This window comes from Roseovarius halophilus (ex Wu et al. 2025) (assembly GCF_047086965.1).
On the sequence record NZ_JBKOTX010000052.1, the window covers coordinates 1 to 21,114 of the forward strand.

General features: G+C 66.2%; 21 protein-coding genes. 7 read left to right on the forward strand and 14 right to left on the reverse strand.

Going from position 1 to position 21,114, the window contains the following annotated elements:
* Positions 1 to 166: 166 nt before the first annotated feature.
* A complete protein-coding gene (locus ACH107_RS12365; protein WP_412506114.1) occupies positions 167 to 811 on the reverse strand; it encodes a pseudouridine synthase in 645 nt (214 codons plus the stop codon).
* Positions 812 to 980: 169 nt separating this feature from the next.
* Between ACH107_RS12365 and ACH107_RS12370 the strand changes: the two genes are divergently transcribed.
* Positions 981 to 2,495, forward strand: a complete 1,515-nt coding sequence (locus ACH107_RS12370; protein WP_412506115.1) for a YifB family Mg chelatase-like AAA ATPase — start codon at positions 981 to 983, stop codon at positions 2,493 to 2,495.
* On the opposite strand, the gene ACH107_RS12375 is transcribed toward ACH107_RS12370, so the two are convergent.
* The 4 genes from ACH107_RS12375 to rsmI are packed head-to-tail and all read right to left on the reverse strand — an operon-like array spanning position 2,482 to position 5,643.
* Positions 2,482 to 3,372: an alpha/beta hydrolase gene (locus ACH107_RS12375; protein ID WP_412506116.1), complete on the reverse strand. Its 891-nt coding sequence runs from the start codon at positions 3,370 to 3,372 to the stop codon at positions 2,482 to 2,484. The two genes, ACH107_RS12370 and ACH107_RS12375, sit on opposite strands and share 14 nt — an antisense overlap.
* Positions 3,369 to 4,304, reverse strand: coding sequence for a glutathione synthase (gene gshB / locus ACH107_RS12380; protein ID WP_412506117.1), 936 nt, complete (start codon positions 4,302 to 4,304; stop codon positions 3,369 to 3,371). The genes ACH107_RS12375 and gshB overlap by 4 nt, the downstream gene beginning before the upstream one ends.
* A gap of 59 nt (positions 4,305 to 4,363) precedes the next feature.
* Entirely contained in the window at positions 4,364 to 4,768 is a 405-nt protein-coding gene (locus ACH107_RS12385) for a YraN family protein (protein WP_412506118.1), read from the reverse strand.
* Positions 4,765 to 5,643, reverse strand: coding sequence for a 16S rRNA (cytidine(1402)-2'-O)-methyltransferase (rsmI, locus tag ACH107_RS12390; protein WP_412506140.1), 879 nt, complete (start codon positions 5,641 to 5,643; stop codon positions 4,765 to 4,767). The genes ACH107_RS12385 and rsmI overlap by 4 nt, the downstream gene beginning before the upstream one ends.
* A gap of 84 nt (positions 5,644 to 5,727) precedes the next feature.
* On the opposite strand from rsmI, the gene ACH107_RS12395 reads away from it, so the two are divergent.
* The 3 genes from ACH107_RS12395 (at position 5,728) to ACH107_RS12405 (ending at position 11,088) form a co-directional block, all read left to right on the forward strand.
* Positions 5,728 to 6,906, forward strand: a complete 1,179-nt coding sequence (locus ACH107_RS12395; protein WP_412506119.1) for a penicillin-binding protein activator — start codon at positions 5,728 to 5,730, stop codon at positions 6,904 to 6,906.
* 13 nt (positions 6,907 to 6,919) lie between these two features.
* A complete protein-coding gene (locus tag ACH107_RS12400; RefSeq protein WP_412506120.1) occupies positions 6,920 to 9,691 on the forward strand; it encodes a [protein-PII] uridylyltransferase in 2,772 nt (923 codons plus the stop codon).
* Between the two features lie 62 nt (positions 9,692 to 9,753).
* Positions 9,754 to 11,088: an NAD(P)/FAD-dependent oxidoreductase gene (locus ACH107_RS12405; RefSeq protein ID WP_412506121.1), complete on the forward strand. Its 1,335-nt coding sequence runs from the start codon at positions 9,754 to 9,756 to the stop codon at positions 11,086 to 11,088.
* Positions 11,089 to 11,109: 21 nt separating this feature from the next.
* Here the strand turns inward: ACH107_RS12405 and ACH107_RS12410 are convergent, their stop codons facing one another.
* From ACH107_RS12410 to ACH107_RS12435, 6 genes are all read right to left on the reverse strand, one after another.
* Positions 11,110 to 11,958 (reverse strand): MurR/RpiR family transcriptional regulator, encoded by an 849-nt coding sequence (locus tag ACH107_RS12410; protein WP_412506122.1) that lies wholly within the window; start codon positions 11,956 to 11,958, stop codon positions 11,110 to 11,112.
* 49 nt (positions 11,959 to 12,007) lie between these two features.
* Positions 12,008 to 13,039 (reverse strand): C45 family autoproteolytic acyltransferase/hydolase, encoded by a 1,032-nt coding sequence (locus ACH107_RS12415; protein ID WP_412506123.1) that lies wholly within the window; start codon positions 13,037 to 13,039, stop codon positions 12,008 to 12,010.
* Positions 13,032 to 13,751 carry a glutamine ABC transporter ATP-binding protein GlnQ gene (gene glnQ, locus ACH107_RS12420; protein ID WP_412506141.1) on the reverse strand — a complete coding sequence of 240 codons (720 nt, stop codon included), beginning with the start codon at positions 13,749 to 13,751 and terminating at the stop codon, positions 13,032 to 13,034. Before glnQ ends, ACH107_RS12415 begins: the two co-directional genes overlap by 8 nt.
* A 2-nt stretch (positions 13,752 to 13,753) precedes the next feature.
* On the reverse strand, positions 13,754 to 14,410 hold the full coding sequence (gene glnP / locus ACH107_RS12425) for a glutamine ABC transporter permease GlnP (RefSeq protein WP_412506124.1): 657 nt from the start codon (positions 14,408 to 14,410) through the stop codon (positions 13,754 to 13,756).
* A gap of 62 nt (positions 14,411 to 14,472) precedes the next feature.
* A complete protein-coding gene (glnH, locus tag ACH107_RS12430; RefSeq protein ID WP_412506125.1) occupies positions 14,473 to 15,210 on the reverse strand; it encodes a glutamine ABC transporter substrate-binding protein GlnH in 738 nt (245 codons plus the stop codon).
* A gap of 388 nt (positions 15,211 to 15,598) precedes the next feature.
* Positions 15,599 to 16,045: a DUF2267 domain-containing protein gene (locus ACH107_RS12435; RefSeq protein ID WP_412506126.1), complete on the reverse strand. Its 447-nt coding sequence runs from the start codon at positions 16,043 to 16,045 to the stop codon at positions 15,599 to 15,601.
* A gap of 169 nt (positions 16,046 to 16,214) precedes the next feature.
* Here ACH107_RS12435 and ACH107_RS12440 point away from each other — a divergent pair, with 169 nt between their 5' ends.
* Positions 16,215 to 16,967 (forward strand): site-2 protease family protein, encoded by a 753-nt coding sequence (locus tag ACH107_RS12440; RefSeq protein WP_412506127.1) that lies wholly within the window; start codon positions 16,215 to 16,217, stop codon positions 16,965 to 16,967.
* A 278-nt stretch (positions 16,968 to 17,245) separates the two neighbouring features.
* Here the strand turns inward: ACH107_RS12440 and ACH107_RS12445 are convergent, their stop codons facing one another.
* Positions 17,246 to 17,464: a dodecin family protein gene (locus ACH107_RS12445; RefSeq protein WP_412506128.1), complete on the reverse strand. Its 219-nt coding sequence runs from the start codon at positions 17,462 to 17,464 to the stop codon at positions 17,246 to 17,248.
* 152 nt (positions 17,465 to 17,616) lie between these two features.
* Here ACH107_RS12445 and ACH107_RS12450 point away from each other — a divergent pair, with 152 nt between their 5' ends.
* A complete protein-coding gene (locus ACH107_RS12450) occupies positions 17,617 to 18,756 on the forward strand; it encodes a CapA family protein (RefSeq protein ID WP_412506129.1) in 1,140 nt (379 codons plus the stop codon).
* A gap of 6 nt (positions 18,757 to 18,762) precedes the next feature.
* Here ACH107_RS12450 and ACH107_RS12455 read toward each other — a convergent pair whose 3' ends face one another.
* Both ACH107_RS12455 and ACH107_RS12460 read right to left on the reverse strand, forming a co-directional pair.
* Positions 18,763 to 19,437, reverse strand: a complete 675-nt coding sequence (locus ACH107_RS12455; protein ID WP_412506130.1) for a phosphoribosyltransferase — start codon at positions 19,435 to 19,437, stop codon at positions 18,763 to 18,765.
* Complete coding sequence (locus ACH107_RS12460) at positions 19,434 to 20,093, reverse strand: dienelactone hydrolase family protein (protein WP_412506131.1); 660 nt, start codon at positions 20,091 to 20,093, stop codon at positions 19,434 to 19,436. The genes ACH107_RS12455 and ACH107_RS12460 overlap by 4 nt, the downstream gene beginning before the upstream one ends.
* A gap of 639 nt (positions 20,094 to 20,732) precedes the next feature.
* Between ACH107_RS12460 and ACH107_RS12465 the strand changes: the two genes are divergently transcribed.
* Complete coding sequence (locus ACH107_RS12465) at positions 20,733 to 21,113, forward strand: DUF2946 family protein (RefSeq protein ID WP_412506132.1); 381 nt, start codon at positions 20,733 to 20,735, stop codon at positions 21,111 to 21,113.
* Position 21,114: the final 1 nt, after the last annotated feature.

Here is a 21,114-nt window from a genome sequence, read left to right on the forward strand (position 1 = left end):
AACCTCACCGATCGCGTGCTGCGCGCCTGACCGGACCGCGCCGCCCGCATCGGCACCGACGCGATACGGACGCGGCCCCGACGCGCTGCCGACCCCCGGTTCAGCGCCCCGTGCCCGCTCCGGTTAACCATTTCCGTTAACGCAACGCGCGCCGCGACGGCCGCGTCTAGAACGGCGCCTTCGCCCGGAAGCGCACCCCGGCGCCGCCATCGGGATGACGCAGCCGCAACTCTTCCGAATGAAGCATGAGCCGGGTATGATCCCGCGCCGCGCCCTCGGCATAAAGCGGGTCGCCAAGGATGGGATGAGCCAGCGCCAGCATGTGCACCCGCAACTGGTGACTGCGCCCGGTCTTGGGCATCAGCCGCACCCGCGTCTCGCCCGCGCCGTGACGCTGCACCCGCCATTCGGTCAGCGCCGGCTTGCCCGTGTCATGGCAGACCTTCTGCAGCGGGCGGTTCGGCCAGTCCACGATCAGGGGCAGATCGACGCTGCCTTTCCTCGGCTCGAGATGGCCCCAAACCCTTGCGGCATATGTCTTTTTCGCGTGCCGCCTCTCGAATTGCAGGCCAAGGTGGCGCTGCGCGTGCGGCGACAGGGCGAACACCATCACGCCGGACGTGTCCCTGTCCAGCCGGTGCACCAGCAGCGCGTTGGGAAAGGCCTCCCGCACGCGCGACAGCAGGCAATCGGCCAGGTGCGCACCCTTGCCCGGCACCGACAACAGGCCGGCGGGCTTGTCCACGACAAGGATCTCGTGATCCTCGTGCAGAACGGTCAACGGGTCGGTGGGCGGGGCATAGTCCGACATGCCGCGCGCCCTACACCATGGCGCCGCGCGCGTCACGCCCGGCCCTGGCGTTAACCACGCCTCAACCGGCGGCAGGCCAGACTGCCCCGGCGCGGCAGCACGGCCGTTAACCATTCCTCAACATCCGGCAGGCTAACCATTAACCAGGTTCACCCAATCCGGATGCTCCATGGTCGCCCGCGCCCACACAGTCGCCTTCGAAGGCATCGACGCAAAACCTGTCGAGGTGCAATGCGCCGTCACCCCCGGCCTGCCGGCCTTTTCGCTGGTAGGTCTCCCCGACAAGGCCGTGTCCGAAGCGCGCGACCGCGTCCGCACCGCGCTGTCCTCCATGGCGATCGCGCTGCCCTCCAAGCGCATCACCCTCAATCTGAGCCCGGCCGACATGCCCAAGGAGGGCAGCCATTTCGACCTGCCCATCGCGCTGGCGCTGCTCGCCGCGCTGGAAGTCATCCCGGTGGACGCGGTCGAGCAGACCTGCGCCCTTGGCGAGTTGTCGCTCGACGGCTCGCTCGTGCCGGTGATCGGCGCCCTGCCCGCCGCGATGGCCGCCGCCGGGAACGACCGCCAACTGCTATGCCCGAAGGCATCGGGGCCCGAGGCCGCTTGGGTCGACGCGACCCGCGTCCTCGGCGCCGGCAGCCTTGCCGACGTCGTGCGCCACTTCACCGGGCAATCTCCGCTGTCCGTCGCCGAGCCCGGCGAAGTGCGGGGCGACGCCGCGGCGCGCGACCTGAAAGACGTCAAGGGCCAGGAACGCGCCAAGCGCGCCCTCGAAATCGCGGCGGCGGGGCGCCATCACCTCATGATGGTGGGCACGCCCGGCTCGGGCAAATCCATGCTGGCCGCCCGGCTGCCCGGCATCCTGCCGCCCCTCACCGCCGCCGAAGCGCTGGACACCTCGATGATCCATTCGCTCGCGGGGTTGATCGAGGAAGGCGGCATAAGCCGCGCCCGGCCGTTCCGCGAACCGCACCACACCGCCTCCATGGCCGCCATCGTGGGCGGCGGGCGCCGCGCCGCGCCTGGCGAAATCAGCCTCGCGCATAACGGCGTCCTCTTCATGGACGAGTTCCCGGAATTCCCCCGCACGGTGCTGGAAACGCTGCGCCAGCCCATCGAAACGGGCGAGGTCATGGTCGCGCGGGCCAACGCCCATGTGACATATCCCTGCCGTTTCATGCTGGTCGCGGCGGCCAACCCCTGCAAATGCGGGTACCTTTCCGATCCCGCCCGCGCCTGCGCCCGCGCCCCCCAATGCGGCGAGGATTACATGGGGCGCATCTCGGGGCCGCTGATGGACCGTTTCGACCTGCGCGTGGATGTGCCCCCGGTGGCCTTCACCGATCTCGACCTGCCCGCCTCGGGCGACGGCTCGAAAACCGTGGCCGCCCGGGTGGCGGCGGCCCGGGCGATGCAGGAGACACGCTTCGCCGACTCGTCGGGCATGCGCCTCAACGCCGATGCCGAAGGCGAGGTATTGGAACAGGTCGCGACGCCGGACAGGGACGGGCGCGCGCTGATCAACCGCGTGGCGGAGCGGTTCGGGCTTTCCGCGCGCGGCTATCACAGGGTGCTGCGGGTGGCGCGTACCATTGCCGATCTCGACGGCGCCGAGGCCGTGCGTCAACCCCACGTTGCCGAGGCCGTCGGCTACCGTGTTTCCGGCATCAGAGAGATTTGATCCACCCCGCCAGATCGCGCAGCGTTGCACGCGCCTCGGGCAGGACATTGTGAAATATCGGCCAGACATGCGGCAGATCATGCGCGATGGTTTCGGTCACCGCCACGCCCTGATCGCGCAGCACAGCGGCCATCCGGCGTGTATCGTCCAGCAGGATCTCGGTATCGCTCGCCGCCAGCCAGACCGGCCCGGCCCCCGCGAACCCGGCCAGCAGCGGGCTGGCGCGCGGGTCCGACGGGTCGGCGCCCTGCAGATACATTTCGATGAGCGAGTCCGCGCGCGACGCGGGCAGCATCACGTCCGCCTCGGCGTTGCGCCGCAGGCTTTCCCCCGCCAACCGCGCGTCAGTCAAGGGCGAGAAGGCGAAGGTCGCCACGGGCCCCGAGCCTTCCTGCCGCGTGCATCCGGCCAGAAGCGACAGGGCCAGCCCGCCCCCCGCGCTGTCACCACCAAGGATGACCCCGCCCGGCCGCGCGGCCAACGCGCCGTAGACGGCCAGCGCATCCTCCATGGCCGCGGGGAACGGGTGCTCTGGCGCCTTGCGGTAATCCGGCAAGCACGCCGGAAGACCCGTCAGGCGCGACACTTCGGCCAGCATCGCCCGGTGCGTGCGCGGCGCGCCGAAAACATAGCCGCCGCCGTGGAAATACAGGATCAGCGGCCCGGACTCCCGGCCGACCCCGGGGGCGCGGACCCAGTGGACCGGCACGCCGGCGACGTGACCGTCCTCGAAACGCGTTCCGCGCGGCGCATGAAAGAACCACCGCGCCTTGCGCTCGAAAGAGCGGCGCAGCACGTCCGGTGCAGGCCCGCGTGCCAGCAACCGCTTTTCGGTGAGCCGCAGCCACCCGTTGAGCAGATGACGAACGACGCTCACGCCCGGCGCGCCTCGATGGCCTCCCAGATCCGGCCGGCGACGTTGATGTTGTCAAAGCGTTCCAGTTCCTGGATGCCGGTGGGCGAGGTCACGTTTATCTCGGTCAGGTAATTGCCGATCACGTCGATACCCACGAAAACCTGCCCCCTTTCACGCAGAAGCGGGCCGATGGCCGCGCAGATTTCCCTGTCACGGTCGCTCAGCGCGACTTTCTCGGGGCGGCCGCCGACATGCATGTTCGACCGGGTCTCGCCCGTGGCCGGGACGCGGTTGATCGCGCCCACCGCCTCGCCCTCCACGAGGATAACGCGCTTGTCGCCTTCCTTGATCTCGGGCAGGTATTTCTGCACGATCAGCGGCTCGCGCGAGAACCCGGTGAACAATTCGTGCAGGCTGCTGAGGTTGCGGTCGGATTCCGACAGGTGGAAGACCCCGGCCCCGCCGTTCCCGTAAAGCGGTTTCAGGATCACGTCGCCATGACGGTCCTTGAAGGCACGGATCGCCCCCAGGTCGCGCGCGATGGCCGTGGGCGGCATAAGCTCGGGAAAATCGAGGATCAGCAGCTTCTCGGGGAAGTTGCGCACCCAGAACGGATCGTTCACCACCAGCGTGCCGGGTGACAGGCGCTGCAACAGATGCGTGGTAGTGATGTAGAACATGTCGAAAGGCGGGTCCTGCCGCAACCACACGACATCGAAATCCGCAAGGTCAACAGTCCGCTCCTCGCCCAGCCGGAAATGATCCCCGTGGACACGCTGCACCGTCAGAGGCCAGCCGCGCGCGGTGATGCGACCTTCCTCGTAGGCCAGCTGGTCGGGCGTGTAGTAGAAAAGCTCGTGCTCCCTTGCCTGTGCCTCCTCGGCCAGTCGAAAGGTGCTGTCGGCGTCGATGTCGATCGGGCCAATCGGGTCCATCTGGAAGGCGATCTTCATGGGGCTCCCCCGCAGTCATCAGATGCCTTTTCATGCGCCATGACCGCGCGGCGTGCAAATCAGAAATGACCGAACGCGTTCTCGACTATGTCAACGCGCCCCGTCTCGTCCACCGTTGCAAGGTCAAAACGCAGCGTGGTCAACTGGCCTTCGGGCGTGGTGCCCAGATACTCGGACGCGGCGGCGTGGATACGTTGCACCTGGGCGGGACGCAGCCGCCGCATCGCCGCGCCTGCATCACGTGCCGCCTTCACCTCGCAGAAGACATATTCGCCGTTCTCCAGCACGATCAGGTCGACCTCCCCGCCCGCGCCGCGCCAGCGGCGTTCCAGCAAGGTGGCGCCGCGTGTTCGGTAAACGCGCGCCACGGCGTCCTCCGCCGCGCGCCCGGCATGCCATGCCCGCTGGCCCCGCCGCCGCCGGTCCGGCGCAGGGGGGCGCGGCCCCGTTTGCGATGTTTTCATTCGCACCCGTCCTCTTTGCGGTCGCGCGTCATCTCGAGCGCGCGCTGATAGACCTGTCGCCGCTTCACCCCCAGTTCGCCCGCGACAATATCCGCCGCGTCACGAACCGAATGGTCCGGCAACACTTCCGACAGGCGGGAGGCTACGTCCGAATCGCTAACGTTTTCCGAAGCGCCGCGATCCACCAGGACCACGATCTCGCCTTTCAACGTCCGCTCGCCGCACAGCGCCGCGAGTTCATCAAGGCTGCCGTGCAGGACCTCCTCGAACTTCTTGGTCAACTCACGGCACACGGCCGCCCGCCGAGTCCTGCCAAGGACGGCGGCGGCGTCCATCAGCATCGCGGACAGGCGCCTTGGCGATTCGTAGAAAACCAGCGTGCCGGGCACGGCCGCCAAATCGCCCAACGCGGTTTTCCGCTTGCCTGATGCCGAGGGCAGGAAGCCGGCGAAAAAGAAACTGTCCGTCGGCAGCCCCGACAGCGTCAGCGCGGTGATCACGGCCGACGGCCCGGGCGCGGCCGTCAGCGCGTACCCCGCCGCCACGGCCTCCCGCGCGAGATCGAAGCCCGGATCCGCGACCATGGGTGTCCCGGCCTCGGCGGCGTAAACGACTGATTTCCCCGCATCGAGCGCCGCGAGGAGCCTCGGCCGCACCCGCGCGCCATTGTGATCGTGATAGGCGATCAGCGGGCGGTCCTGCAGCGCGATACCGTGGATGTCCATCAACTTGCGCAGGCTGCGCGTGTCCTCGGCCGCGATCACGTCGGCGGCGGACAGGATGTCCAGCGCACGCAGCGTGATATCGCGCGCGCTGCCGATGGGCGTCGCGATCAGGTAGAGCCCCGCCGCCAGCTCGTCGCTTTCCGGATTCACCACTGGACCCGCCCCGTGTGACGTTTATGATCCCAGACAACGAAAGACGGCACCGCCCGCCGCAGTCAGGGAGTCAAAGATCGCATGTTTGCTGTTTTATCAACGATCCGCAAGGCCTCGGCGCTTCTTCTCTCGGGACTGCTGGCGTCTTTGCTCGCAGCCTGTCAGGGGCCTGCCCTGCCCGGCGGAGGCAGCGGCGGCACGCGCACGTCCGCCACGGTTCCCGTGGCGCTTCTCGTGCCGCATGGCGCGTCGAACCCGCAAGAGCAGAAACTTGCCCGTGACCTCGAAAACGCCGCGCGGCTGGCCTCGGCGGACCTTGACGGCGTCAGGATCGACCTGCGGGTCTATGGTACCGCGGGCGACGCGGCCCAAGCCCGGAACGCGGCCGAGAACGCGGTTGCCGACGGGGCGCGGATCATCCTCGGCCCCCTGCATGCCGAGTCGGCGAATGCCGTGTCGGTCGCGGTCGCGAACCAGAACGTCAATGTGCTCGCCTTCTCGAACAATCCGACGATCGCCGGCGGGAACCTCTTCATCCTCGGACAGACCTTCCGCAACACGGCCAAACGGCTTGCAGGCTTTGCCGCGCGCCAAGGCAAGACCCGGATCATGGCGGTCCACGGCGACAACCTTGCCGGGCGTCTGGGCCGCGAGGCCATCGAACAGGCCGTGGCCGACACCGGAACCTCGCTTGCCGGCAGCGTGGGGTACCAGTTTTCGCAGCAGGGCGTGGTTTCGGCCGTGCCGCGCATCAAGGCCACGGCCACGAGCGAGGGCGCGGACGCCATCTTCCTGACGGCCAACACCGCCGGGGCGCTGCCGCTGCTGACGCAGATGCTGCCCGAGGTCGGGCTCGACCAGGAAAGGATCCAGTTCATTGGCCTGACACGTTGGGATCTGCCGCCGCAGACGCTCGAGCTGCCCGGGGTTCAGGGAGGCTGGTTCGCACTTCCAGATCCGCAGCGCGCCGCGCAATTCCGCAGCCGCTACGAGGCCGCCCACGGCGAACGCCCCCACGCACTTGCGGGGCTGGCCTATGACGGGATCGCGGCGATCGGCGCGCTGGCCGGCAGCGGCCGGCGCGACGCGCTCGGCCGGGCCTCGCTGACACAGGGCGCCGGCTTCGCGGGCGTCAACGGCATCTTCCGGTTGCGTCCGGACGGCACGAACGAACGCGGCCTTGCCGTGGCGACGATCCGCGACAACAAGGTGGAAATACTGGCCCCTGCCCCGCGCAGCTTTGGCGGCGCCGGTTTCTAGATCGGCACGCAGGATGGAGCAGCGATTGACCCCAGACCCGGAGGGCCTGATCCGTCCGGGCCCTGAAATCTTCGACATTGCCGGCACCGATGCGAGGATAGCCGATGCCGTGGCGGAAAACGCGTCGGACCAGACCGCGCTGCGCGGTGCCGTCGTCTCGATCCTCGGCGACGAGCTGCGGCGCGGGCGTGACGCCATCGCCGAAACGCTTTCACGCCACCCGTTCGCCGCGCACTCGGCCACGCGCAGTTATTGCTGGCTGACCGATCGCGTTGTTCTGGCTGCCTTCGAGACGGCCACGCGCGTCATGCACCCCTTGCCGACGCCCACCGACTCCGAACGCATCTCCGTTCTCGCCGTGGGCGGCTACGGACGGGGCGAGATGGCACCGCAATCGGATGTCGATCTGCTGTTCCTGACGCCCTACAAGATCACGCCGTGGGCCGAGAGCGTGATCGAAAGCATGCTTTACATGCTGTGGGACCTGCGTCTGAAGGTCGGGCATGCCAGCCGGACGATCCGCGATTGCCTGCGCCTCGGCCGAGAAGATTTCACGATCCGCACCGCGCTGCTGGAAAACCGCTTTCTCGCCGGGGATCCCGCCCTGTCCGAGGACCTGAACTCACAGCTGTGGGAAAACCTGTTCAAGGGCAGCGAGCGCGCTTTCATCGAGGCCAAGCTGGAAGAACGCGACGCCCGGCACAAGAAACAGGGCGGGCAGAGATACATGGTCGAACCCAACGTGAAAGAGGGCAAGGGCGGGCTGCGCGACCTGCAATCGCTGTTCTGGATCGCCAAGTACCTCCACCACGTCCAGGACACGGCCGAACTTGTCGCGCTCGGCATGTTCACCGAGGAGGAATTCGACACCTTCGCCACTGCCGAGAATTTCCTGTGGGCCGTCAGGTGCCAGTTGCACCTGGTCACGGGCCGCCCCAACGACCAGTTGACATTCGACCTGCAGGTCGAGGTCGCCGAGCGGATGGGCTACGTCGATATCGCGGGCCGCCGCGCGGTGGAACATTTCATGCAGGATTACTTCCGCCACGCCACCGCCGTGGGCGACCTGACCCGGATATTCCTGACCAAGCTGGAAGCCGCGCATGTCAAGTCCGAGCCGCTTTTGCAGCGGCTCTTTCGTCGCAAGAAGAAACTCAAGCAAGGCTACGTGGAGGTGCATGGCCGGCTGGCGATCGAGGACGAGACCACGTTCCTGGACGACAAGCTGAACCTGTTGCGCATTTTCGGGGAAGGCCTGCGCACCGGGCTGTTGATCCACCCCGACGCGATGCGCCTCGTCACGGCCAACCTGCGGCTCATCGACGAAAGCGTCCGCTCCGATCCGAAGGCCCGCAAGCTGTTCCTCGACCTGTTGCTGAAACACGGCAATCCCGAGCGCGCGTTGCGCCGCATGAACGAACTGGGCGTGCTGTCCGCCTTCATCCCCGAATTCGAACCCATCGTGGCGATGATGCAGTTCAACATGTATCACAGCTACACCGTGGACGAGCACACTATCCAGTGCATCAGCCAGTTGGCCCGCATCGAGCGCGGCGAACTGGCCGAGGACCTGCCGATCGCCTCCTCGATATTCGAAGAGGGGCTGAACCGCCGCGTGCTTTACGTCGCACTTTTGCTGCATGACATCGGCAAGGGCCGGCCGGAGGATCATTCGATCCTCGGGGCGCAGATCGCGCGCCGCGTGGCGCCCCGGTTGGGCCTGAAGGCGAAAGAGGTCGACACGGTCGAATGGCTGGTGCGGTACCACCTGCTGATGTCGGACATGGCCCAGAAACGCGACATCGCCGATCCGCGCACTGTCCGCGATTTCGCCAAGGCCGTGCAAACGCGCGAACGGCTCGACCTTTTGCTCATGCTGACGGTCTGCGACATCCGGGGCGTGGGTCCGGGCACGTGGAACAATTGGAAGGCCTCGCTGCTGCGCGCGCTCTACCGCCAGACCCGGCGCGCGATGGAAGGCGGGCTGGAAGACCTCAACCGCGAACAGCGGGGGTCGGACGCCAAGCGCAAGCTGCGCGAGGCCCTGGCCAACTGGGATCCGAAGGCGATCAAGGCCGAAACGGCGCGGCACTACCCGCCCTATTGGCAAGGCCTGCACGTGACCGCCCACGTGGTGTTCGCACGGCTGCTGCATGATCTGGACGAAGACGAGATCGCCATCGACCTCGCCATCGACGAGGATCGCGACGCGACGCGGGCCTGCTTCGCGCTCGCCGATCATCCCGGCATTTTCTCGCGGCTGGCCGGGGCGCTGGCGCTTGTCGGCGCCAACGTGGTCGATGCGCGCACGTACACCTCGAAGGACGGTTTCGCCACCGCCGCGTTCTGGATCCAGGACGGGGACGGTCACCCGTACGAGGCCGAACGCCTGCCGCGCCTGCGCGAGATGATCCACAAGACATTGCGCGGCGAAGTCGTTGCCGCCGAGGCCATCAAGTCCCGCGACAAGATCAAGAAACGCGAGCGCGCCTTCCGCGTGCCCACGCATATCACGTTCGACAACGAGGGGTCGGAGATCTATACGATCATCGAGGTGGACACGCGCGACAGGCCCGGCCTGCTCTACGACCTGACGCGGACATTGGCGGCCAGCAACGTCTACATCAACTCCGCGGTGATCGCGACCTACGGCGAACAGGTCGTCGACAGCTTTTACGTCAAGGACATGTTCGGTCTGAAATTCCATTCCCAGGCCAAGCAGGCCGCCCTGGAAAAGAAACTCAGAAAGGCAATCGCGGAGGGTGTCGAACAGGCAACCATCTGACCCGCCATGACACACCGGCCGCACCGCCGCCACAGCCACGACACCGCCAACCCCGGAAAGCCATGCGACACATCTACGAAGATCTTGCCTACGGGCCGGTGCCCGACAACGGGAATTTCTGGCGCAGCACGGTCGCGCACGCCCCCGACGCGCCGCCCGTTTCCGGGGCCATGTCCTGTGACGTCGCGGTGATCGGCGGGGGGTTTACCGGGCTTAATGCCGCTCTCGCGCTGGCTCAGGCCGGACGCCACGTGATCGTCGCGGACGCACAGGCGCCGGGCTGGGGGGCGTCAGGCCGAAACGGCGGTTTTTGCTGCCTTGGCGGCGCCAAGGCCAGCCCGGCGACCCTGAAAGCGCGGTACGGGGAGGCCGACGCCAAGGCCTATTTCCGGGCCGAAGCCAACGCCGTGGCCCATGTCGAGGCGCTTCTCGACACCCACGGGATCGAGGCCGACACCCATTCGCAGGGCGAAACGCTGGTCGCGCACCGCCCATCGGCGCGCGCCGCGCTCGAAGAACATGCCCGCGAAATATCCGCGATACACGGTGTTGCCTGCCAAGTGATCGGCCCCGACGCGATGGCGGAACACGGCATGAAGAACGCGGCATTTCACGGCGCCGTCACCAACCCGATCGGTTTCGCGCTCAATCCGCTGAAATATCACCACGGGCTGGCACGGGCTGCGGTCGCGGCGGGCGCCCGGCTTTGCGCGCAGTCGCCCGTCACCTCGCTGGGCCGTGCGCCTGACGGGCGGCACCTGCTCGGCACGCCGGGCGGGCAGATCACGGCCAAGACGCTTGTCGTGGCCACCAACGGCTACAGTTCCGACACGGTGCCGCGCTGGCTGGCCGGGCGCTACCTGCCCGCCCAGTCCAACATCATCGTCACCCGGCCACTGAGCGACGGCGAACTTGCCGATCAGGGCTGGACAACCCGGCAGATGTGCTTCGATACACGCCACCTGCTGCATTATTTCCGCCTCATGCCCGACAACAGAATGCTTTTCGGAATGCGGGGAAGCTGGCGGACAACCCGGTCGTCACTGGACCGCGCCGCACGCGCAGCGCGCCGCGATTTCGACCGGACCTTTCCGGCATGGCGCCATGTCGACACCGACCACGGCTGGTCCGGGCTGGTGTGCCTGTCACGCAACCTGACGCCCTTCGCCGGTCCCGTTCCCGGCCTTGAAAACGCCTATGCCGCGCTGGCCTATCACGGCAACGGGGTGTCCATGGGCAGCTATGCCGGGCGGCTCATCGCGGACCAGATCCTTGGCACGGGGCGCGACACGCCCGCACTGATGCGCCGCCCCATGCGCCGATTCGAGCTCGGGCCGCTCCGCCGCCTGTCGCTGCCACTCGCCTACGCGTGGTATACGGTCAAGGACGGTTTCTGAGCGCGGTCCGGGCGCTTGGTGTCATATCTCGACATTCATGCGCTTGATCATGCGGTCCCGCCCGGCCAGAGCCCGTTTCGCGCGGTCCGGATCGACCGCGGCACAGCCGTTGATCAGACACTCGGCAACAAGAATGAAGGTCGTCAGCGAGTTGGACAGGAAACTTGTCTCGTGCGGGACAAGGATCGCGACGCTCGAAACATCGACCAACGGGGAATTGCCCCGGTCGGTGACCGCGACAACGTCGATACCCTGCTCCGACGCCACGCGCGCGGCGTCGGCGACCTGCGCCGAATAGGGGGCGCAACTGGCGGTAATCAGGATATCCCCGCGCGTCATGGACGCGATCCCCTCGGCCGTCCCGAGCGCGTTGGAATCAAGCAGGTGCACATCCGACCGGATCATGCGCAAGCCGTAGACAAGGAAACTGGCAAAGGCATGGAACTGGCGGATGCCGTGCACCATCACGCGTGGCGCTTTCGTCGTCAGCCGCGTCGCCTGGCGGAACTGCTCGACATCGCACATTTCTAGGAAACGGTCGATGTTGGCCTGGTTCTCGTGACACAGGCGGGAAATCCCCCCGATTCCCTCGGCGTCCTGCCCCTCCAGCGCCGCGCGGGCCTGCCGGGTGTAGAAGGCCCCCGGCGCGGACATGGACGCATCCAGCAGGACCTGCTGAAACGCGCCGAACCCCGGATACCCGAGGTTGCGCGCCAACCGTGACAGGGTGGACGGGTTCACGCCCAGCTTTTCGGCGAGGGCCGTTATCGACAGCAGCGCCGGATCGCCCTGCAGATCCAGTATCCGGGCCAGCGCCTGCCGCGCCTTTGGACCTAGCGATACCGACGTCTTCCCCCGCGATATGCGCATCAGGAGTTCGCGAAGTTCCGGGACGGACCGGGGCGGGACAGCGCCCGCGTCAGTCGGTTCTGCTTCTGCCCGAGTAGACCGGCCCTTGCGAGATTTGGTCATGAACTCTCCAATCCACTGCCGACTTTCCTACGCGGAACAGTGCCGTGGCAAGCGTGTTCTCGCAATCGGGGTCATCCGGTTCCGTCCGGTGGATCGGAAGACCGCCGCCGCCGGTGTCCCGCAGCACGCCCAACGGATCGCGGGACGCCCAGGCCACGAGTGCCGACCCGCGCGCCTGACGATCCGCGGAAGACCGCGTGACGGTTTGTCCAACCGCACCCGCGCCCATGTGCAAGGCGTGGTTGGCATGAACCGCGGGCCGCTCCAGCATCCGCACGGAACATTCTCCCGCGCCGAACTCGACGCTGGCCAGCCGCGCCTCTCCTGCCCGGGCGAGGGTCAGGTGAAACCCGCCCGCCCCTTTTTCGCCGTGCAGCAGCCCGAGCGCGTCATCAAGGGTCTCATGCGTCAGGACGGCCCGCCCGATCACCATGCGCGGCAGCCCCGATTGCATGTTGCGCAGGCGCAGGTTGTTGACAGCCTGTACCAGACCCGAGGTGGTGACGGCAAAGGTGTGCCCGGGCAAGGACCCGGGGTAACAGAACGAGACGAAGCCCGGTCCGGTGTCCGGCGTGGTCCCCGCCATGAAACAATGGCCGCGGAATCCCGGCAGTCCATCCTCGTTATGCGCGATAACCGGTGTCTCGCCCGGCAACTGAACGGTTGTGCACCCGTCAGGCACGTTCGACAGGATGTCCCCCCGGCAGTTCCACGCCACCACCTGATCCAGCGGCAGGTCCAGCCCGTCGGCAAGCCCTGTCAATTCCTCCCAGATCGCGGGAAAGCGCCGCCTGACGCGCGCGGCCATCGCGCCCACCCTGTGGGAATGGGCGGGGTCCGTCACCGCTTTCCAGTAGTCGGCGGCGAGAAGAACGCCGTGCATCGCGTCGCGGCCCGCCTGCCCGAGCGCGCGCCCCACCTCTCGTGGCGTTCCGCGCGCTTCGACCCACCCCAGTTCCGCAATTTGTGCGTCAGACATGTTGCAGGAAATCTTTCATGCGGTCGTTGGGGGGCGTGTCGATCACCTGCCGCGGGTTGCCGTCAACCGCGATCTTGCCGTGCTCCATGAAGATGAGCCGGGTCCCCACCTGCTTGGCGAAACTCATTTCATGCGTGACGACGACCATCGTCATCCCCTCTTCGGCAAGTGCCCGCATGACGTTCAGCACCTCCTGCTTCAACTCGGGATCAAGCGCCGAGGTCGGCTCGTCGAAAAGCATGACCTTGGGCTTGACGGCCAGCGCGCGCGCGATGGCAACGCGCTGTTGCTGGCCGCCCGAAAGCTCGGCCGGGTAATGCCCCGCCTTGTCGCGCAGACCGACCTTTTCCAGCAGGTCACGGGCCACGTCCCGCGCCTTTTCCGCGGTCAGCCCGCGTACCTTGCGCGGCCCGAAGGCCACGTTCTCCAGCGCGCTGAGTTGCGGGAACAGGTTGAACTGCTGAAAGACCATGCCGGCCTCCTGCCGGATCTCGCGCAACTGCTTCGACCCGCCCGTGACACTGAGCCCGTCCACGACAAGGTCGCCCGACGTGATGCTTTCCAGCCCGTTGATACAGCGCAACAGCGTCGACTTGCCCGATCCCGAAGGTCCGACAAGCACCACGACCTCGCCCGCGTCGATCGACAGATCGACCCCGTCGATGACCCTGAGATCCCCGAAATGCTTCGAGGTGTTCCTGAATTCGATGATGCTCATAGGATCCTCATGCGTTTCTCGATGGTCCGCAGGATCAGGCTCAGCGTGCCGGTCATGATCAGGTATATGATCGCGACCGCCGTCCAGATCTCGACCGCCCTGAAATTGGCGGCCATGATCTCCTGCCCGGTGCGGGTCAGTTCGCCGACCCCGATCACGATGAACAGCGATGTATCCTTGAGACTGACGATGAACTGGTTGCCGAGGGGCGGGATCAGCCGGCGAAACGCCAGCGGCCCGACGATGTAGACAAGGACTTTCCAATGCGGCAGTCCGATGGCCAGCCCCGCTTCGGTCAGGCCCTTGCCGATGGACAGGAACGCACCGCGCACGATCTCGGCGATATAGGCGCCGGCATTTACGACGATGGCCAGAATGGCGGCCCCCAACGGGTCAATCCGCAGGTCGGCCAGCACCGGCAGCGCGAAATACAGGAACATCACCTGCACGACGATCGGCGTGCCGCGAATGACCTCGATATAGGCGAAGGCGACAGCGTTCAGGACGCGCCCGCCATAGGCGCGCATCAGCCCGGCGAGCGTGCCAAGGACAAGACCGCCCATCAGGCCCGTGATCGTGATGTAGACCGTCGTTCTGGCCCCGGCCAGCAACTGCGGCAGGAAGTCGACGATGACTGACCAGTCGGTATCCATAGCGGCTCTCCATGGTCATGTGGGAAAACTGGCCGGGCGCGTCGGCCCGGCCATGACATGCGTCACTGCGCGCTGTCCGCGCCGAACCACTTTTCGTAGATCGCGTCGTACCGGCCGTCTTCACGCATCCGCGCCAGCGCCTCGTTGACGGGCCCGACGAGATCGCTGCCCTTGGGGAAGCCGATGCCGTATTCATGCGCCATCTGCTGGTCGCCAACGGCCTTGACCTGACCGCCGCCCGCGGTCGCGATGTAATACAGGACGTTGGGGGTGTCGTGCATCGCGGCGTCAACGCGGCCGGTGCGCAGTTCGAGATACGCGTTGTCGATGTTGGGGAACTTGCGAAGCTCGGTATCCGGCAGATTGGCCTCGGCCCAGTCCGACGCCGATGTGCCCGTCTTCACCGCCAGCATCTTGCCGTCGAGGTCATCCCATCCCGAGATATCGCTGTCGGACGGCACCATCAGGCGAAAGCCGCTGTCGTAATATCCATCGGAGAAGTCGATCACTTCCTCGCGGGACGGCTTGATCGTGATCCCGGCCAGCGCGACATCCACCTGACCGGTCTGCAATGCGGGAATGATCCCCGAAAAATCCATCGGGCGCAGTTCATACTCCAGATCGAGGTCGTCCGCGATCGCCTGCCACATCTCGATATCGAAGCCGGTATATTCACCGTCCTGCTTGAATTCGAACGGCACGAACGCCGTGTCGGTGGCAACGACCAGTTCCTCGGCGCTCGCGGTACCGGCGCCTATCGCCACGGCGGCCGCGGCGGCCAGTTTCAGAATCTTTTTCATGTCAGCTCCCTGTGTGACTGTTGTGCAAAAAATCGCGCCTTCAAGGTGCGCAATGCAAATTTATTTGCACATTCTCGTCACGAAAGCAAACATTCCGCACAAAACCCGACCAGGCGACCGCCCGCAGCCCGGCATCGCGAAGCCACGATCAGCCGCGTCCCGATTTACGCGGGCAGCCGGGAAACCCACTCTAACACCTGATTCAAAAGCGGAATCGCAATCGCGCACCTGGGTGCTCGCCGCCGGTGCGCTGAAGGCGGGCGCCCGGCACGCCCGCGGCACGGCGTGGCCATCTGGCATCGTGCGGGAAACGGGCCACGCGCCCGCTTGGGCGAATCGCACCCCGTGGCCCCGTCTTTGCAAATGCGGGGCGAAGCCGTGCCTGCGGTCAGGCCTCGTCTTGGCCGGGCGCGGCCCAGAGCGCCTGGATCTCCTTGGAGAACGTCCGCTTCACCTGCTCCATCTCGCCGCTCGACACGTGCGTCTCCATGACGGTCAGAACGGCGCGGATCGCCTCGGGCGCATCACCCATGGGGTCCGTGTCGAAAGCGGCCTGAACCTGCGCCACGAAACCATCGGCACGGCGTTCGACAACGGGTGTCCTCGACGGGTTCCAGCCTTCGTAATAAATCCCCCGGATCAGAACGGGCAATTGCGCCCCGAGCTGGGCAGCCTCGTCCACGCCCAGATGATCCCGGATCACGTGCAGGACCTGCCGAAGCAGCCGGTACGCCCGCTGCTTGTGGTCCCATCCCGTGACCGCGTCCACCTCGTTGATCCAGACATTTGCCGACTCGACCGCCGAGTCGATGACCTTCAGGCCCAATGCGCTCATGACAACCTCCAGTTCCCGGCACCAACCATAGGGCCCGCCAAGCGCCCGGTGCCTTAACCTGCGTCAGTGCGGCGCGTGGCCGGATTGACCGCGGTCAATGGCAGCCTCCCACCGAACAGTCAGTATGTCCCGGACATACCGAAGCCCGTGACGGAAGGAGGCCAAGCCAATGTTTTTCGGAAAGATCGGTCTTTTCTCGATACTGGGGTTCCGCGTCAGTCTCGATCTTTCGTGGTTCTTTCTCGCGGTCCTGATCGTATGGTCGCTGGCAAAGGGATATTTCCCGGTGGTGATCGATGGCCTGTCCCCGGGAGCCGCATGGATCCTCGGCATTGTCGGCGCCCTGGGGCTTTTCCTGTCGATCATTCTGCACGAGGTCGCCCATGCCGTGGTCGCGCGGCATTTCGACATCCGGATCTCGGGCATCACCCTTTTCATCTTCGGCGGCGTTGCCGAGATGGAGAACGAGCCCCCGAACGCGCGGTCCGAATTGCTCATGGCGATCGCGGGCCCGTTGGCCAGCTATGGCCTCGCGCTCCTCTTTCAGGGCATTGCGCTGATGCTGCCGCCGGTCTCGGCGGCGGACCCCCTCGCCGCCGTCTTCGTGTACCTCGCGCTGATCAACGTCATCCTCGCCACCTTCAACCTGATCCCGGCATTTCCGCTTGACGGGGGACGGGTCCTGCGCGCCGCGATCTGGTGGTGGTCGGACGATCCCGACAAGGCCACCCGGATCGCCGCGGGGTCAGGCCGGCTGCTAGGGGCCGCGCTGATGATCCTCGGGGTGGTCAGCGTGGTCAGCGGCAATTTCGTTGCCGGGATGTGGCAGGCGTTGATCGGGCTGTTCGTGATCAACGCGGCGCGGGTGTCCGAATTTCGAAGTATACTTAAAAACGGCCCTCGGCGACACCCACCTGCATGACGTCAGGATCACGGCGTGCGGCGAGATAAAGCGCGGGCACGCGTCCCCTCAATACCGAAAACAGGACCACCGCGCCCGATGCCCTACATTGTCAGATTGCTGCCAGACCTTGCGCCTTGCCGCGGCAAAGCGCAACTGCAATCAAGGCGCGCAGCGCCTGAATCGGGCAGCGCGGCCCGGGCTTTAATTTCCGCCGTTTCCCGAGTGCCTGCCAAGGCATGGTATTCTGAGCCGCCCGCCGTGCCGTCCTGAGCAGCGGGTAGAAACATGTCGCCCCCTCAGCCTCCTGCCGGTTGATCCTCTAGAAGGAAGCTGATCTTGGTATTCACCCGGTAGCTGACGATCCTGTTGTTCTCGACAGACGCGTTCATGTCCTTGATATAGATCGACTTGATGTTGCGCACCGACTCCGACGCCTTGGTGACTGCTGATTGCGCGGCATCTTCGAAGCTCTTGTCCGATTCCGCCAGGACTTCAATGACCTTGAGCATTGACATGGCATACCTCCGTTTTCCCGTCGGCGCGTCATGGCGGCCGACAACATCAGGCTAGGCGGCACGACGTGACCGGACCTTAACCTCAAGCAAATGCGACGGCGTCGTTTACGACGATCAATGCCCGGGACCGCGCGGCCCGGTAGCGTCGGGCCATGACGCGTCCTTCTCCTCCCTCTTGTGGCATCCGTCGCCTGTGCGTCACAGGTGATGTGATGACCGGACGCGGGATAGACCAGGTTCTGCCACGGCCCTGCGACCCGGCGATCCCCGAAAGGTACATGAGATCGGCCACCGGGTATGTCGAACTGGCCGAGCAGCATTCGGGCGCGTTCGACAAGCCCGTGAACGGCGCCCACATATGGGGCAGTCTGCCAAGGGATTTGGACGTGCGCGGCTGCGCCCTGCGGATCGTCAATCTTGAAACCGCCATCACCAACAGGGGCCGCCCGGCGCCCAAAGAAATAAATTACAGGATGTCGCCCGAGAACGCATCGATCCTCGCGTCGGCGGGCATCACGGCCTGCACTCTTGCCAACAACCACGTGATGGACTGGGGGGAACAGGGGTTGCTGGATACGCTGGACGTGCTTGATCGGCTCGGGGTGAAACATGCAGGCGCCGGCAAAACGATGGCGCGGGCCGCCGCGCCCCTGATCCTCGACCATCCGGATGGCCGGCGTGTGCTGGTATCGGCGTTCGGGGACGTTTCCGCCGGTGTCCCGCGGCATTGGGAGGCCGGGGCCGACCGCCCCGGCGTTGTGCTTTTGCCGGGGTCGGCGGACGCGGCCATCGCCTCGGTTCGGGTCCGGCTCGATCCGCTGCGCCACCCGGATGACATCTTCGTCGTGTCACTCCACTGGGGAGGCAACTGGGGCTACGACATTCCGCAATGGCAGCGGCGCATGGCGCATGCGTTCATTGACGAGGCGGATGCGGATCTGGTCGTCGGGCACTCGTCGCACCATGCGAAAGGCATGGAAATCCATCGGGGCCGGCTGATCCTGTACGGATGCGGCGACCTCGTGAACGATTACGAGGGGATCGGCGGATACGAGGGTTTCAGGCCGGACCTGGGGCTTGCTTTCTGCGTGGACCTAGAGGCGGCGACGGGGCGGCTGGCCGCGCTGGAGGTCATTGTGTATCAGCGCCGGCAGTTCGGGCTGGTCAATCCCGGGCGCGACGCGGTTCGACGGTTGGCGGACATGTTCGCGCGTGAAAGCCGCCTTGCCGGCTGGCGCGTGGACAGCGCTGACAGGTCGATCCTGTTGCGAAAGGGCGCCGCGCCAAGGTGAACGGCCTCAGCCGTCGCCGGTCCGGTCTGGGCGAAGCAGGGCTTCGGCCTCGTCCATCAGGCGGGTCACCTCGGCATCCGATGTCTGGCCGAAATCGACATAATGCGCTCCGATGGCGTAAAGAGACCTTGGCTTGAGCAGGCAGAATACCGCATCGACATCCGCACTCAGCCGTTCCAGCGTATCCGGCGCCGCGACCGGGACCGCGAGGACGAGTTTCGCGGGCCGTCGCTTGCGTACCGCCCTGAGCGAGGCGCGCATCGTCGCGCCCGTGGCAATGCCGTCATCGACCACGATGGCCGTCCGGCCTTCCACCGGTACCGTGGCGCGCCCTTTCACGTAGACGTCCCTGCGCCGTTTTATCTCCTCCAGCTGCGTTTCGGCGAGGTGCTGGATGTCATCCTCGGAAAGGCCGGCATGTACGGCGATCGTTTCGTTGACGACGATCTGCGGATCATCGCCGTTCACCACGGCCCCGGCGGCCAGTTCGGGCTGCCGGGGAACGCCGATCTTGCGCACCATCACGAGGTCCATCGGTGCCCGCAGTTCACGGACCAGTTCAATGCCCACGGGGACGCCGCCGCGCGGCAAGGCGAGGATGACCGGGTCTTCGAGGCCTTGTGCGGCGATTTCCAGTGCAAGAGCTTTCCCGGCCTCGCTGCGGTTGAGGAAACGGGTCATGGAGCCCGTTCCGCGCCTGCAAGCCGCGTTTCGAACCAGTCACCCGCCAGCTCGACCACCTGTTCCAGCGTGCCCGGCTCCTCGAAAAGGTGGGTCGCGCCGGGCACGATCTCGACCGCGAAAGCGCATGACAGGCGCTGCGCGGCTTGGTCGTTGAGGTCGATCACCTGATGGTCCGCGCCGCCCACGATCAGCAGGACCGGGGCCCTGACCTCGGGCAAAGCCGTGCCGGCCAGGTCGGGCCGGCCGCCGCGCGACACGACGGCATGAACTCTGGCCGGGTCCTGCGCGGCAGCAACGAGGGCCGCGGCGGCGCCCGTGCTGGCCCCGAAAAGGCCGACCGGCAGGGACGCCGTGGCCGGGTTGTGCTTTGCCCATTCTATCGCGTCGAGCATCCGCCGGCTGAGCAAGGCGATATCAAAGACATTCGCGCGACTGGCCGCTTCGTTTTCGGTCAGAAGGTCGAAAAGCAGCGTACCGATCCCGCGTCTTGCCAGCTCCTCGGCGACGAAATTGTTGCGCGTGCTGCGATGGCTGCTGCCTGCGCCGTGGGCGAAGATCACGAACCCCACCGGGTCATCTGGCAGGCGCAGGAACCCCTCCAGACGTTTCTCACCGACGAATACCGTCTGCTTTTCCATCACGTGCTGGCTCATCATGTCCTTCTTGGCTCAACCGTGTCATGCCGTGCAGCCGTTTGTGCCCGACTATGCCCCGGTCGTCAGGTGGTTGCCTTAACTTCCGTCAACCGGTGGGGGTGCGCGGGACGGAAGAGCGCCAGAGACGACGTTGCAACCGGTTTGCGCGCCGCGCTGCGCGAGGATCGTGGTGAAATCGAGGCCGAAGAGACGCGCGAGCTGCTTGGACCTGTCACGCTGGACCACGTGCGGGGCGACCTTCACGTGCAAATGTCGGCGTCCGACGGGCCGCCTGATTGGTCGGCGCGGGCCTCGGGAACATGCGCTTTGGTATCGATCAGGCGGGGCGCGGCGGGCCTCCGCCGGAGGACGTGGTCACCACGCGCGACCTGCCGGGGCTGTTGCAAATGTTGACGCGGGCCTGAGGCTGGCGCACCGGAGTCCGGGGCTTGCGCGAGGGTCCGTTTCGCGTGGGTATCGCGTCGGTTTCGGGTTTCACGGTGGCTGTTCCGGCGACCGGCGGTTTCGTCGGCTCATAGCGGGCCTGCGGGCGAGGAGGCGCTTATTTGACGCAGCCCGCAAGAGGCCGGGAAAGCTGATCGTGCTTGCTTGCGGCCGTTGTGGTGGGTGATATGCGACGCCATGACCGTATGTCGCATGATCAAGTTACGGCCGGGCGCAGTCGTTTCCGGCTTGCTGGCCGTCGTGATGGCGGTCCAGATCGCGACGGCGTTCCTGCCCGCCCGCGGCGCCTCGGCGGCCGAGACGTTGCGGATGGTGATCTGCGGCGCCGACGGTCTTCGGACGGTCACCGTCGATCCTGAGCGGGGCGATAGCGGCGGAACGCCCGAGCCGGGCGCGGCGGTCAAGTGCCCTTTCTGCGTTCTGGCAGTTGGCGGTATTCCCGAACCCGCGACGGGCGCCGCGATCGCCGCGGACATGGCGGGTATCCGTTTCTATCCTGTCACCGCGTCGCAGGACACCGGCAGACCGGCCCGCGGCAATTACGCAATCCGCGCCCCGCCACTGAACTTTTGAT

Excerpts from the sequence above, each read along its gene's own strand:
- ACH107_RS12365 (WP_412506114.1), bottom strand. The coding sequence starts at position 811 with ATGTCGGACTATGCCCCGCCCACCGACCCGTTGACCGTTCTGCACGAG.
- ACH107_RS12370 (WP_412506115.1), top strand. The coding sequence starts at position 981 with ATGGTCGCCCGCGCCCACACAGTCGCCTTCGAAGGCATCGACGCAAAA.
- gshB (WP_412506117.1), bottom strand. The coding sequence starts at position 4,304 with ATGAAGATCGCCTTCCAGATGGACCCGATTGGCCCGATCGACATCGAC.
- ACH107_RS12385 (WP_412506118.1), bottom strand. The coding sequence starts at position 4,768 with ATGAAAACATCGCAAACGGGGCCGCGCCCCCCTGCGCCGGACCGGCGG.
- ACH107_RS12395 (WP_412506119.1), top strand. The coding sequence starts at position 5,728 with ATGTTTGCTGTTTTATCAACGATCCGCAAGGCCTCGGCGCTTCTTCTC.
- ACH107_RS12400 (WP_412506120.1), top strand. The coding sequence starts at position 6,920 with ATGGAGCAGCGATTGACCCCAGACCCGGAGGGCCTGATCCGTCCGGGC.
- ACH107_RS12405 (WP_412506121.1), top strand. The coding sequence starts at position 9,754 with ATGCGACACATCTACGAAGATCTTGCCTACGGGCCGGTGCCCGACAAC.
- ACH107_RS12410 (WP_412506122.1), bottom strand. The coding sequence starts at position 11,958 with ATGCGCATATCGCGGGGGAAGACGTCGGTATCGCTAGGTCCAAAGGCG.
- ACH107_RS12415 (WP_412506123.1), bottom strand. The coding sequence starts at position 13,039 with ATGTCTGACGCACAAATTGCGGAACTGGGGTGGGTCGAAGCGCGCGGA.
- glnP (WP_412506124.1), bottom strand. The coding sequence starts at position 14,410 with ATGGATACCGACTGGTCAGTCATCGTCGACTTCCTGCCGCAGTTGCTG.
- glnH (WP_412506125.1), bottom strand. The coding sequence starts at position 15,210 with ATGAAAAAGATTCTGAAACTGGCCGCCGCGGCCGCCGTGGCGATAGGC.
- ACH107_RS12435 (WP_412506126.1), bottom strand. The coding sequence starts at position 16,045 with ATGAGCGCATTGGGCCTGAAGGTCATCGACTCGGCGGTCGAGTCGGCA.
- ACH107_RS12440 (WP_412506127.1), top strand. The coding sequence starts at position 16,215 with ATGTTTTTCGGAAAGATCGGTCTTTTCTCGATACTGGGGTTCCGCGTC.
- ACH107_RS12445 (WP_412506128.1), bottom strand. The coding sequence starts at position 17,464 with ATGTCAATGCTCAAGGTCATTGAAGTCCTGGCGGAATCGGACAAGAGC.
- ACH107_RS12450 (WP_412506129.1), top strand. The coding sequence starts at position 17,617 with ATGACGCGTCCTTCTCCTCCCTCTTGTGGCATCCGTCGCCTGTGCGTC.
- ACH107_RS12455 (WP_412506130.1), bottom strand. The coding sequence starts at position 19,437 with ATGACCCGTTTCCTCAACCGCAGCGAGGCCGGGAAAGCTCTTGCACTG.
- ACH107_RS12460 (WP_412506131.1), bottom strand. The coding sequence starts at position 20,093 with ATGAGCCAGCACGTGATGGAAAAGCAGACGGTATTCGTCGGTGAGAAA.
- ACH107_RS12465 (WP_412506132.1), top strand. The coding sequence starts at position 20,733 with ATGATCAAGTTACGGCCGGGCGCAGTCGTTTCCGGCTTGCTGGCCGTC.